At 63.6% G+C, this 13,209-nt stretch carries 9 protein-coding genes; 3 read left to right on the top strand and 6 right to left on the bottom strand.

Annotated features, from left to right (window positions below; translation table 11 throughout):
• The first annotated feature begins 89 nt into the window (after positions 1-89).
• Together RBA41_RS29910 and RBA41_RS29905 are read left to right on the top strand one after the other, a co-directional pair.
• Positions 90-905 carry a glycosyltransferase family 2 protein gene (locus RBA41_RS29910; RefSeq protein WP_306628011.1) on the top strand — a complete coding sequence of 272 codons (816 nt, stop codon included), beginning with the start codon at positions 90-92 and terminating at the stop codon, positions 903-905.
• A gap of 11 nt (positions 906-916) precedes the next feature.
• Positions 917-2,020 (top strand): glycosyltransferase family 2 protein, encoded by a 1,104-nt coding sequence (locus tag RBA41_RS29905; RefSeq protein WP_306628010.1) that lies wholly within the window; start codon positions 917-919, stop codon positions 2,018-2,020.
• Positions 2,021-2,074: 54 nt separating this feature from the next.
• Here the strand turns inward: RBA41_RS29905 and dnaE are convergent, their stop codons facing one another.
• Positions 2,075-5,632 carry a DNA polymerase III subunit alpha gene (gene dnaE / locus RBA41_RS29900; RefSeq protein ID WP_306628009.1) on the bottom strand — a complete coding sequence of 1,186 codons (3,558 nt, stop codon included), beginning with the start codon at positions 5,630-5,632 and terminating at the stop codon, positions 2,075-2,077.
• Positions 5,633-5,824: 192 nt separating this feature from the next.
• On the opposite strand from dnaE, the gene RBA41_RS29895 reads away from it, so the two are divergent.
• The gene (locus RBA41_RS29895) at positions 5,825-6,757 is read left to right on the top strand and encodes a sulfurtransferase (RefSeq protein WP_306628008.1); all 933 of its coding nucleotides are present in this window, start codon (positions 5,825-5,827) and stop codon (positions 6,755-6,757) included.
• A 31-nt stretch (positions 6,758-6,788) separates the two neighbouring features.
• Here RBA41_RS29895 and RBA41_RS29890 read toward each other — a convergent pair whose 3' ends face one another.
• From RBA41_RS29890 to RBA41_RS29870, 5 genes are all read right to left on the bottom strand, one after another.
• Positions 6,789-8,210 (bottom strand): mannose-1-phosphate guanylyltransferase/mannose-6-phosphate isomerase, encoded by a 1,422-nt coding sequence (locus RBA41_RS29890; RefSeq protein ID WP_306628007.1) that lies wholly within the window; start codon positions 8,208-8,210, stop codon positions 6,789-6,791.
• 155 nt (positions 8,211-8,365) lie between these two features.
• Positions 8,366-8,572: a DUF6447 family protein gene (locus RBA41_RS29885; RefSeq protein WP_099875343.1), complete on the bottom strand. Its 207-nt coding sequence runs from the start codon at positions 8,570-8,572 to the stop codon at positions 8,366-8,368.
• A 62-nt stretch (positions 8,573-8,634) separates the two neighbouring features.
• Complete coding sequence (locus tag RBA41_RS29880; protein WP_306628006.1) at positions 8,635-9,978, bottom strand: TolC family outer membrane protein; 1,344 nt, start codon at positions 9,976-9,978, stop codon at positions 8,635-8,637.
• The gene (locus tag RBA41_RS29875; protein ID WP_306628005.1) at positions 9,979-11,346 is read right to left on the bottom strand and encodes an HlyD family type I secretion periplasmic adaptor subunit; all 1,368 of its coding nucleotides are present in this window, start codon (positions 11,344-11,346) and stop codon (positions 9,979-9,981) included.
• 3 nt (positions 11,347-11,349) lie between these two features.
• On the bottom strand, positions 11,350-13,179 hold the full coding sequence (locus tag RBA41_RS29870; RefSeq protein ID WP_306628004.1) for a type I secretion system permease/ATPase: 1,830 nt from the start codon (positions 13,177-13,179) through the stop codon (positions 11,350-11,352).
• Between the last annotated feature and the right edge of the window lie 30 nt (positions 13,180-13,209).

The following is a 13,209-nucleotide window of genomic DNA, read 5'->3' as shown; positions in this document are numbered from 1 at the left end:
GCTGGACTGGCGATGACGTGCACGTATAATACGTATGTACCAATGCATGCTGCCGCTGGCAGTGAACATCGCCTCACCTGGAAATCATCGTGCCACGCCCTACCACCATCTCACTGATCGTCAGCACCTACAACCGGCCGGATGCGCTGGAAGCGGTGCTGCGCGCCTGCCTGGCGCAGGAAGATGACGATTTTGAAATCATCGTCACCGACGATGGTTCGACCGAGGCCACGCGCCACTGCATCGAGCGGATCGCGGCCGGCACCCACAGGCGCCTGGTCCATGTGTGGCAGCCGGACGACGGTTTTCGCCTGGCGCGCGCGCGCAACCAGGGCGTGCTGGCCGCACGGGGCGATTATGTGGTGTTCCTCGATGGCGACTGTGTGCCGCGCAAGGATTTCGTGGCCAGCCACCGGCGCCTGGCGCAGCCGGGCTGCATGATCACCGGCAGCCGCGTGCTGCTGTGTCCCGACTTTACCCGCGCCACCCTGGCCGAGCAGCGCGACCTGCACGAGATGGGCCTGGACGTATGGTGGCGTGCCTGGCGCGCCGGGAACATCCAGAAGATCCTGCAGCTGGCGATCCGCCTGCCCGACCTCGGACGCGTACGCAGCGGCTTTACGATGCGCCGCATCAAAGGCTGCAACCTGAGCGCCTGGCGCAGCGATATCGAGCGCGTGAACGGCTTCGATGAATCGTTCTGCGGCTGGGGCCACGAGGATGCCGATTTCGTGGTGCGCCTGTTTAATGCGGGCGTGCGGCGCAAGGATGGCGCTTTCGCGACTGAAGTGTTCCACCTGTGGCACAAGGAGCGCGAACGCGACCAGTCGGACCATCACGACCGGCTGGTACACGAGAGCCAGGTCAACAAGATCATTCGCGCGCCGGTCGGGCTGGCGCGCTAGCACGAACGCCCATGGCCACGCACGCCCCGGCGCCGCAGCCGCTGCTGAGCATCATCGTCCCCGCCTACAATGTGCAGCACTACATCGGGCCGTGCCTCGATTCGGTACTGGACCAGATGGGCAGCGCCCATGAACTGATCGTCATCGATGACGGCTCCAGCGACGCCACCCTGGCGCGCATCCGTGCGCTGCTGGCCACGCGTCCCGCGATCGCCGCGCAAGTGCTGGCGCAGGACAACCAGGGCATCGCGGTGGCGCGCAATAACGGCCTGGCCGCCGCGCGCGGCGAATACATCGTCTTTGTCGACAGCGACGACCGCCTGCTGGCAGGCTCGCTGGCGGCACTCGAACAGGCCATCGCCGAACATCATCCGGACGTCATCGCCTGCGATTTCCGGGTGTGGTATCCGGACCAGGAAGCAAAGTCGCACCGGGTCGGCATGCGCTACCCGCCTGGCCTGCTGCGCGACCAGGCCACCATCTTGAATACCTTCTTTGCCGACCGCCAGATGTACGTGTGGGCCAATATCTTCAGGCGCGCCATTTACCAGCAGCTGGACGCACCGGTTTTTCCGCCCGGCCGCGTGTTCGAGGACATGTCGACCCTGCCGCGCTTGCTCAGCCAGTGCGCGAGCATGGTGTATGTGCCGCATGCGATCATCGATTACCGCCAGCACGCGGCCAGCATCACCAAGCTCATTTCGGAGAAGTGGTGCATGGACCTGGCGGCCGCGCTGTCGGTGGCGCGCAAGCATCTGGACCTGCGCGGGGTGGACGCGTCGGTGAAGACGCACTTCGATATCGCGGCCGCGTATTTTTATATCGGCGTGGTCAAGGATTCGTATGAACTTCCGCGCGCCGACGGACGCCGCGTGCGTGCGCGCATCAAGCCGATCTTTGTCGAGAGTTTGTATGGCGATTGCGCCAGCATGCTGGAAGCGGCGCGCGGGGCTGAGACGGTGTCGTACAACCGCGGCCACGATGCGCGCACGATCCGGCAAGTGGAACGCGCGCTGGCGGGCAGTTTTGTGTTTCGCTTCCGGCAGACGGCCAGCCGCAAGATCAAGGTGTGGAAACGGCTGCGCAAGAACCGCAAGGCGGCGGCCGGTTTTTGATGGTTTTCGCCGTTCCCGCCAGTGGCGGGAACGACGAAGCCCGGGAAAAGGCGGCTAGTATTCGACCGCGACTTCGCGCGCCCCCAGCACCTGTTCCAGCGCCAGCGTCAAGGCGTCCGATGGCGCCACGCGCCAGTCCTCGCCGAACTGCAAGGTGCAATCGACCCCCTGCGGCTTGACCCGCATCGCTACCGGCAAACCGCCGCCACTCTGGGCACGATGCGGCTGCAGCACTTCGGCGATCTTCGACGACGCCACCCGGGTCGGCAAATACAGCCCGAGCTGGCGCCCGTAATTCACGCGCGCCGACGTCAAATCGAACACCTTCTCGGCCGTGATGCGCAAGCCGCCATTGAAGCGGTCTTCCGATACCTTGCCCACCACCGCCAGGAATTCATCTTCCTTGAAGATGTTCTTGTTCGACTCGACCACTTCGCTGTAGACCGTCACTTCAACCGTGCCGCTCTTGTCGTCGAGCGAGACGATCAGGATCTTGCCGCGCTGGGTCATCTGGGTGCGCACGCCGGTGATCACGCCGCACATCATGCGCGGCTCGCGCGACGGTTCCAGGTCGGTCAGCTTGGTGCGCGCAAAGCGGCGCGCCTCGGTCGCGAACGAATCGAACATGTGGCCCGACAAATAGAAGCCGAGCGCGATTTTTTCCTCGGACAGCTTCTGGCGGTCGGTCCACGGCGTCGCCTTCACGTACTCGGGCGGCGCCACCAGGTCGCTGTCGTCGCCGCCGAACAGGCTGACCTGGTTGACCGAGGCCGAGGCCTGGTCGGCCACTTCGACCGCAAAGGGGACCGACGCCAACAGAATCGCGCGGTCGACCTTGAAGCAGTCGAAGGCGCCGCTGCGGATCAGGGACTCGATGGTGCGGCGGTTGATCTGCTTGCGGTCGACGCGTTTGCAAAAGTCGAACAGGTCGGTGAACGGCCCGCCGCTGGTGCGCGCGGCGATGATCGCTTCGATCGCCGACTGGCCCGAACCCTTGACCGCGCCCAGGCCGTAGCGGATGTTGGTGACGCGCTTGCCCGTGACGGACGGCGGCGGGCCTTCCGGCATGAAGCGGTAGTCGGAATGGTTGATATCGGGCGGCAGGAGGGTCAGGCCGCACACGTCCAGCGAATCCTCGACCAGGATCTTGATCTTGTCGGTGTCGTCCATCGCCAGCGACAAGTTGGCCGCCATGAAGGCGGCGGTGTGGTGCGCCTTGAGGTAAGCCGTGTGGTAGGACAGCAGCGCGTAGGCGGCGGCGTGCGACTTGTTAAAGCCGTAGCCCGCGAACTTTTCCATCAAGTCGAAAATCTCGTCGGCCTTTTCGGCCGTCAGGCCATCCTTGGCGGCGCCGGCGCGGAAGATCTCGCGGTGCTCGGCCATCTCCTCGGCCTTCTTCTTACCCATCGCCCGGCGCAGCATGTCGGCGCCGCCGAGCGAGTAGCCGCCCACGATCTGCGCCATCTGCATGACCTGCTCCTGATACACCATGATGCCGTAGGTTTCGGACAAAATGGATTCGGTGCGCGGGTCGGGGTAATCGAAACGTTCGCCGTGCTTGCGCTTGCAGAAGTCGGGGATCAGGTCCATCGGGCCCGGACGATACAGCGCGACGAGCGCGATGATGTCCTCGAAGCGGTCGGGCCGCGCGTCTTTGAGCATGCCCTGCATGCCGCGCGACTCGAGCTGGAATACCGCGACCGTCTTGGCCTTGGTCAGCAGCTCGTAGGAAGCCTTGTCGTTGAGCGGCAGCTTCTCGAGCGCGAAGTCGGCGTTGGCCGGATCGAGCTGCTTGATGTAGCGCACCGCGCGGTCGAGAATGGTGAGCGTGGTCAGGCCCAAAAAGTCGAACTTGACCAGGCCCACGGCCTCCACGTCATCCTTGTCGTACTGCGAGACCACGCCCGAGTCGCCGCCCTGGGTGTAGAGCGGACAGAAGTCGGTCAGTTTGCCGGGGGCGATCAGCACGCCGCCGGCGTGCATGCCGATGTTACGGGCGATGCCTTCGACCTGCTGCGCCAGCGCCAGCAGCTGCTTGACCTCGTCCTCGTTCTCCAGACGCTCCTTGAGCATCGGTTCTTCTTCGATGGCGTCGGCGATGGTCACCGGTTTGCCCGGCTTGAACGGGATCAGCTTGGAGATGCCGTCGCAGAAGTTGTAGCCGAAATCGAGCACGCGGCCGACGTCACGGATCGCGCCCTTGGCCGCCATGGTACCGAAGGTGGCGATCTGCGAGACCGCTTCCTTGCCGTACAAATCCTTCACGTGCTGGATGACGCGGTCGCGCCCTTCCTGGCAAAAGTCGATGTCGAAGTCGGGCATCGAGACGCGTTCGGGATTCAGGAAGCGTTCGAACAGCAGGTTGTATTGCAGGGGATCGAGGTCGGTGATCAGCAGCGAATACGCGACCAGGGAACCGGCGCCCGAACCGCGGCCCGGGCCGACCGGCACGCCGTTTTCCTTGGCCCACTTGATGAATTCGGCCACGATCAGGAAGTAGCCGGGGAACTTCATGTTGCAGATGGTATCGGTCTCGAATTTCAGGCGCGCGTCGTAGCGCGGGCGCGCGGCCTCGCGCTTGACCGGGTCCGGATACAGGTGCAGCAGGCGCTGTTCCAGGCCGGCCTGGGATTCGGCGACCAGGAATTCGTCGATGCTCATGCCGGGCGGGGTCGGGAAATTCGGCAGCTGCGGCTTGCCCAGGGTGAGCACGACGTTGCAGCGCTTGGCGATTTCGACCGAGTTGGCCAGCGCGGCCGGCATGTCGGCGAACAGCTCGGCCATCTCGGCCTGCGACTTGAAGCGCATCTCTTCGTTGAAGCGCTTGACGCGCTTGGCGTTGGCCAGCATTTCGCCTTCGGCGATGCAGGTGCGCGCTTCGTGGGCGACGAATTCCTCGGCCGAGAGGAACTGGATCGGATGGGTGGCGACCACCGGCAAGCCCAGTTTGGCCGCCAGCGCGACGGCGTGGCGCACCTGGGCTTCCTGGTTGGGCTGGCCGGCGCGCTGCACTTCGATGTAGAAGTGGCCGGGGAAGACCGCGGCCCAGCGCTGGGCGCAGCGTTCGGCCAGCGCCAGGTTGCCGTTTTCGATGGCGGTGCCGACGTCGCCGAAGTGGGCGCCGGAGAGCACGATGAGGCCATTGGCCTGGTTTTCGCCCGGGGACAGGGACGATTCGCTGGTTGCGAGCGCATCGAGCCAGTCGGGACGGATTTCGGCGCGGCCCTTGTGCTGGTTGGTCAGCCAGGCCTTGGACAGCAGTTCGCACAGCTGCAGGTAGCCCATGCGGTTTTTGGCCAGCAGCAGCAGGCGCGAAGGCTTGTCGCGGTTGTCGTCGTTGGTGATCCAGGCGTCCACGCCGATGACCGGCTTGATGCCCTTGCCGCGCGCCGATTTGTAGAACTTGACCATGCCGAACAGGTTGGCCAGGTCGGTGATGGCCAGCGCCGGCTGCTTGTCCTTGGCGGCGGCGGCGACGACGTCGTCGATGCGCACCAGGCCGTCGACGATGGAGTATTCGGAGTGCACACGCAGGTGAACGAAAGCCGGTGCGGCCGGCTTGGCTGGCGCGGCGAGCGTGGTGCTCCCGGCTTCGATGACATCGGTACTCATGTGTGTTTCGCCTGCTGTGCAAAGAGTGCTATTTTACCGCGCTGGCGCGTTGCGGGACAAAACCTCGTGCCGCCCGCACGCCGTCCTGCCGCCTCAACCCGCGCCGGGCCGGATATCCCTGATGCCAACGTGGACATTGTTCTATAATATCGGCTTTCCTGTTTTCCGATCCTTCACCGATCCTTCGCCCCCATGCAAGCTAATACTGCTTTACAAGCTGAAGCGCATGCCGCCATCGCCGCAGCTGCCGCCCACGTCAATATCGCCGCCTACAAATTTGTCACTTTCGACAACATTGAGGAAATGCGTCCCCTGTACCAGGACATCTGCAAGCGCCTGGCGCTCAAGGGCACGATCCTGTTGACGCCGGAAGGCATCAATATGTTCCTGTCCGGTCCGCGCTCGCACATCGACGAGTATCTGGCCTGGGTACGCCAGGATGCGCGCTTTGCCGATATCGAGGTCAAGGAAAGCTATTCCGAGGAACAGTCGCACAAGCGCATGCTGGTGAAGATCAAGAAAGAGATCATCACCATGCGCATGCCGTTGATTCAGCCGGAAAAAGGCCGCGCACCCTTCGTTCGTCCCGCCACGCTCAAGCGCTGGCTCGACGAGGGCGTGGACGACGATGGCCGTCCGGTGGTGATGATGGAAACGCGCAATGCCTTCGAGGTCGATGTGGGCACCTTCGAGAACACGCTGGACTACCGGATCGACAAGTTCAGCGAGTTTCCCGAGGTCGTGGCGCAGCACCGCGAGGAGCTCGAAGGCAAGACCGTGGTCACCTTCTGCACCGGCGGCATCCGCTGCGAAAAGGCGGCGATCCACATGAAAAATATCGGCTACGAGAGCGTGTACCAGCTCGACGGCGGGATTCTGAAGTATTTCGAGGAAGTCGGCGGCGCCCACTACAAGGGCGACTGCTTCGTGTTCGACTACCGCACCGCGCTCAATCCGCAGCTGGAAGCGACCGTGACGACCGTGCAGTGCTTCGCCTGCCGCGCGGTGGTGACGCCGCGCGACCAGCTCTCGCCGCTGTACGTGTACGAAAAATCGTGCCCGCAGTGCCATCCCGAGCGCGACCGCGCGCCGGCCGCTGCGGACAACAGCGCCGGCGCAGCGTAAATCAGGGTGGGCCGGCCGCCCACCCTCCCCGTCAAACGCGGCCGTAGTTATCCTGGAAGCGGACGATGTCGTCCTCGCCCAGGTAATCGCCGCTCTGCACTTCAATCATCACCAGGTCGAGCACGCCCGGATTTTCCAGGCGGTGCTTGTGGCCGGCCGGAATATAGGTCGACTCGTTGGTGGACACGAACAGTTCGCGATCCCCGTTGACGACCTTGGCCATGCCGCTGACCACGATCCAGTGCTCGCTGCGGTGGTGGTGCATCTGCAGGCTCAGGCTCGCGCCCGGCTTGACTTCGATACGCTTGATCTTGAAGCGGGTACTGTCTTCGAGCACGGTGTAGGTGCCCCACGGACGGTGCACGGTGCGGTGCAGCTTGTGCACGTCGTGCCCTTCGGACTTGAGGCTCACGTACAGGTGCTTGACGTCCTGCACCCGGCTGCGGTCGGCCACCAGCAGCGCGTCCGGCGTATCGACGATGATCAGGTTGGACACGCCGACCGCGCCCACCAGGCGCTCGTTGCTCTGGATGAAGCAGTCATTCACATCGTGCAGGCGCACGTCGCCATCGATGCGGTTGCCGTCCGCGTCCGGCGCGATCAGCTCGCCCAGCGCATTCCAGGAACCGATGTCGCTCCAGCCGATATTGCACGGCACCACCGACACTTTGGCCGATTTTTCCATCACCGCGTAATCGATCGAATCGTCGGCGACCTGCTCGAAGGCGGCCGCGTCCAGTTCGCACTGGGTAAAGTTCTTGCCGGTGGCGCTGCGCGACGCGGCCAGGCAGGCGCGGGTGGCGGCCAGGATCTGCGGGCAGTGCAATTCCATCTCGGCGATCATGCTGCCGGCGCTGAAGCAGAACATGCCCGAATTCCACAGGTAACGGCCGGTGGCAAGATACTCGCGGGCTTTTTCCAGGCTCGGCTTTTCGACGAAGCGCAACACCGTGTTGCCTTCCGCCTCGATGTAGCCAAAACCGGTCTCGGGCGTATGCGGTTCAATGCCGAAGGTTACCAGGCGGCCGGACCGGGCCAGCGGAATGGCTTGCGCCACGGCGGCGGCAAAGGCGGCCTGGTCGGAAATCAAATGGTCGGCGGCCAGCACCAGCAACAGGGCGTCGGGGCCATGGGTGGCGGCCACGTGCAGGGCGGCGGCGGCGATCGCGGGGGCGGTGTTGCGGCCGAACGGTTCCAGGATGTAGCTGTTGGCCAGGCCCTGGTGGCCGCCGGCGACGGCGCGGTAATCGTCTTCGGTCTTGAAAAACAGTTCGCGGTTGGTGACGGTCAGCACCTCGGCCACTTCGGGCAGGGCGGCGCCGCGCAGCCAGGCTTTTTGCAGCAGGCTGTGGCCGTCAGCGAGACGGATGAAGGGCTTGGGATGGAGTTCGCGCGAAACGGGCCACAGGCGCGAGCCGGCACCGCCGCATAAAATGGTAGGGATGAGTTTCAACTGCGGTTCCTTTAGTGCATGCATGCCGGATCATCCGGCGATTGATGTGTCAACGCAAATAACGTTGCGCATTCTACATCATTGGATGCACCGGAGGAATCGCAGCACCATGCCGGCGGCGCCAGGGCGGCACCATCGGCACGGTCCGGTTGGTCTTATTGCGCGGTTTTCGGCAACAGATCTTTCAGCACGCTCTTGTAGGTGCCGCGTGCGGTTTCGTAGATGGCCAGCTGGGCATTCAGGCGCGCCATTTCGGATTCCACGAAGCGCAGGTTGGCCACTTGCTGTTGCGCTTCCTGGGACAGTTCGGACACTTTATAGCTGACGCCGCCGGTGCTGATTTCAAGTTCGTTATTGCTCATGATTCCTCTTATGATAAAAAAGCCGGCGCCACGTGGCCGCCGGCAGGGGGTTGCGGGTTAGATCAGCGGAAATACGATGCCAGGCGATTGACGTCGTCACTGCCCAGGGTGCCGGCCGCGGCGCGCAGGCGCAGCGAGGCCAGCAGGTAACCGTAGCGGGCCTGGGCCAGGTCGCGCTTGGCGGTAAACAATTGCTGTTGGGCGTTGAGCAGATCGAGGTTGATGCGCACGCCGCCCTTGATGCTCTGTTCGGTCGCCTTGATCAGCAGATTGCTCGACTCCACCGCGCGGTTGAGCGCGTTGACCTTGGCGGTGCCGCTTTGCACCGCGCTGAACTGCTTGCTCACTTCGATCAGGGCCTTGTCGGTCTTGGCCTGCAGGTCGGCGCGTGCGCGTTCCAGGCCGGCCACGGCCTGGCGCGAACTGGCGTTGACCGCACCGCCCGCATACAGCGGCACGTTGAGCTGGATGCCGATCGCGCGCACGGTCGATTCCTGGTTGTAGGTATTGATCGTTTCGGACGTGTTCTTGCTGTAGGAAGCCACAAAATCGAGGCGCGGCGCATGGCCGGCGCGGGCCTTGAGGATTTCCTGCTTGGCCACTTCGAGTGCGATGGTCTGGGCTGCCAGCTCGGGATTTTGCTTGAGCGCCAGCGCCTTCCACTCTTCCACGCCGGTCGGCGCCAGCGGCAGCATGCGGAAGGTGTCGTTCAGGCCGACCAGGTTGCCGATGTCGCCGCCGACCATGCCGGTCAGGGCATTCCTGGCGGTGGCCTGGTTATCCTTCGCTTCGATCAGCTGGGCTTCGGCCAGTTCCAGGCGCGCCTGCACTTCGAGCACGTCGGTGCGGGTGCCTTCGCCGTGCTTGAGCAGGCGCTCGTTGACGGCGCTCTGCTCCATGTAGGCGTCGCGCTGGGCCTGGATCAGGGCGACCTGTTCATCGGTGAACAAGGCGTCGAAATAAGCGCCGATCACGCGCAGCAGCAATTCCTGGCCGCGCACGCTGAACATCTGGTCGCTCAGCATGGCCTGGGCCTTGCCCTGCTTGAAGCGCGCGTAGGCGTCCACGTTGAACAGGGCCTGGCGCAGCTGGATGGTGGACACCCGGCTGATGTATTCCGGCTCGGTCACCGAGGTCGGCGTCTGGATATCGGCGCGGTTCTTGCTCGCGTTGTAATTGGCCTGCACGTTCGGCAGCAGGCCGGCGCGGCCCAGGATCGCACTTTCCTTGCCGCTCTGGTTTTCATAGAAGGCGGCGCGGTAAGTCGGATCGTTCTGCAGTGCCTGCTGGTAAGCTTGCTGCAGATTGATGGCGCCGGCGCCTGCGCTGGCAAGCAGCATGGCGGCGGCCGCGGCCACCGTTTTCAGGCGCCGGCCCTGGCGTAAGGCGATCAGGTGAAACGTCATTTAATCCTCCGACAACGCTGTCTCGGCGCGATCGAAGATCGGCTTGAACAGGTAATTCATCATGGTGCGTTCACCGGTCTTGATGAACATTTCCGCAGGCATGCCCGACTGGATGTCGAGTTTATTCTGGGCAATCAGCTTGGCGCCTTCCGGGGTGACCCGGGCCTTGATCTTGTAGTAAGGCATGCCGGTGCGTTCTTCCACCGTGCGGTCGGCCGACACTTGCGTCACGATGCCGGGAATGTGCGGGGTCTTGTTGGTGTTAAAGGCCGAGAAAATGAACTCGACCGGCAGGCCGACACGGACCTTGTCGATCAGGTTGACCGCCAGCTGGCCCTCGACCACCAGGGCGTCCGAGCTCGGCACGATATTCATCATGTGCGCGCCGGGACCGACCACGCCGCCCTTGGTGAAGATTTGCAGGCCGACCACGATGCCGTCGACCGGCGCCTTCACTTCGGTGCTGGCCAGTTCGAAGTCCTGGGCCACGATGCGGCTGGCCAGGGAACTGCTTTCCTTCTGCACGTCGGCCAGCTGGGCGGTCACTTCCTTCTGGTATTCCTGGGTGCGCTGGATGCGGCGCAGCGAAATTTCCATCACCTGGTTCTGGGCGCGGCCGATATTGCCGATATCCTCGGAAATCGTGCCTTGCAACGACATGTAGGTGCGTTCCATTTCCAGCAGGCGCGAGCGCGGCACATAGCCATCCTTGGCCAGTTCGCGCATGCCGTCGAGCTGTTCCTTGATGATCAGCGCCTGGCTTTTCTTGCTGGCCAATCCTTCCTGCAAGCCCTTGACCTGGGATTTCAGGCCGGCGGCGTTCTCGTCCATCGCGGCGAGTTCGTTCTTCAGGGCCGACTGGCGCGAGGCCAGCAGCTGCTTTTGCGATTCCATGGCATCGATGGCACGCGAGTCGTTCTTGGCCTCCGTCAATTCCTTGGGAAAGACCGGCTGGCCCTTGCCGTCGCGCTCGGCCTGCAGGCGCGCTTCGGCCGCCAGGGAGCCGAAATACTGGGAACGGGTGATCTCGGCCGACGAACGGGCCACGGTCGGGTTCATGCGCACCAGCACCTGGCCCGCCTTGACCACATCGCCATCCTTGACCAGGATATCCTGGACCAGGCCGCCGGCCGGATGCTGCACCGCCTTGCGGCTGGTTTCGGTCGCTACCGTGCCCGACAGCGGCACGCCGCGGTCGAGCGGGGCCAGCGAGGCCCACAGGATGAAGCCGACCACGCCCACCAGCACGATGAACCAGCCGAAACGGGCGTACTTGCGCGAGTCGACGCTGTCGGCGTTAAACGGCACCACATCGTGTGCCACCACGTCGGTGGCGTTTCTGGTCCTGCTCAGGATTTTCATAGTCATGGCTTATTCCTTTTCCGTTGATACCGCAGGGCCGCCAGCGTTGAGCTGAGGCTGGGCTGGCTGGCCTGGCTGCGGTGGCTGGCCCGGCGCGCCGCCTTGTTGTGCCTGCTGCTGGCGGGCCGCTGCTTGCTGCGCTTCAATAATTTTCTTGTTGGCTTCGTGGATCGCCTGCATGACCTGGTTGGTCGGCCCGAACATTTGCACGGCGCCGTCGCGCAAGACCAGCATCTTGGTCGAGGCGTTGATGGCGGCCGGACGGTGCGTGATCAGCACGATGGTCTTGCCGCGCTGGCGCAATTCCTGCACGGCCATCATCAGGGCTTGCTCGCCCACTTCGTCCAGGTTCGAGTTCGGTTCGTCGAGCACCAGCAGCGACGGGTCGCCGTACATGGCGCGCGCCAGGCCGAGACGCTGCTTCTGGCCGCCGGACAGGCCGGCACCGCCGTCGCCGAGCACGGTGTCGTAGCCGGACGACATCTTGAGGATCATTTCATGCACGCCGGCACGCTGGGCGGCCAGCACGACCTGCTCCGGTTCGATGTTGCCGAAACGGGCGATGTTTTCGCTCACGGTACCGCCGAACAGTTCGATATCCTGCGGCAGGTAACCCATGTGCGGGCCCAGCTCATCCTTGTTCCACTGATAGATATCCGCACCGTCCAGGCGTACCTTGCCGATCACGGCCGGCCACACGCCGACCAGCAGGCGCGCCAGGGTCGACTTGCCCGAACCGCTGGGCCCGATCACGGCCAGCACATCGCCTGGCTCGACGCCGAAACTGACGCTTTTCAGCACCGGCGTGGCGGCGCCCGGCGGGCCGGCGGTGATGTTATCGATCTGCAGGTGGCCGGTTGGCTTGGGCAGGCTCATGTTTTCTTTGCGCTCTTCGTTCTCTTCCAGCAGCGTTTCCAGGCGTTCATACGAACTGCGCACGCCGGCGAACGATTTCCACACGCCGATCACTTGCTGGACCGGCTGCATGGCGCGGCCGACCAGGATCGAGGCGGCGATCATCATGCCCGGGGTCAGCTTGCCTTCGATAACCAGCAAGGCGCCCAGGCCGAGGATCAGCGATTGCAGCGACACCTGGACAAACTTGGTGATGGCGCCGACGGTACCGGCCTTCTGGCTCGCTTCGGCCTGCAATTCCAGGAACTTGCTGTGCAATTTGTACCAGCGTGCCTGCAGGTTCGGCAGCATGCCCATCGCTTCGATGACTTCGGCATTGCGCAGATTATTCGTGGCCATGTTGCCGGCCATGATGGAGGTGGTGCTCGCTTCGGCCAGCGGCTTGTGCGACACGCGTTCGTTGACCACGGCCAGGATCACCAGGATGGCGGTGCCGCCCAGCGCGAACCAGCCGAGCAGCGGCTGGAAGAAGAAGATCACGATCAGGTAGATCGGGAACCATGGCGCGTCGAAGAAGGCGAACAGCGCGTTACCGGTCAGGAACTGGCGGATATTGGTCAGGTCGCTCAAGGCCTGGCCGGCATTGCCGCCGGCCTTTTTCAGATTCTTTTCAAACGCGGCCGTATACACGCGCTTGTTCATCTGCATGTCGAAGGCGGCGCCGACCCGCACCAGGATCAGGCTGCGCATCAGTTCCAGCGCGCTCATGAGCACGTAGGCGCCCAGCATCAGCAGGGTCAGCATGAGCAGGGTGATTTCGTTCTGGCTGGCCAGCACGCGGTCGTACACCTGCAGCATGTACAGGGACGGCACCAGCATCAGCAGGTTGGTGATGGCGCTGAATACGCCGACGGTATAGAAGGTGCTCTTGAACGTGAGCAGCGCTTGCCCAATTTCGTTCTTTTTATCGAGAAGTTTTTTCATTTGAGACCAGCACAATTCATTAGTAATTCA

Source organism: Massilia scottii, assembly GCF_030846495.1.
Classification (GTDB): Bacteria; Pseudomonadota; Gammaproteobacteria; order Burkholderiales; family Burkholderiaceae_D; genus Telluria_A; species Telluria_A violaceinigra.
This window is presented reverse-complemented; position numbering and strand designations above follow the sequence as displayed.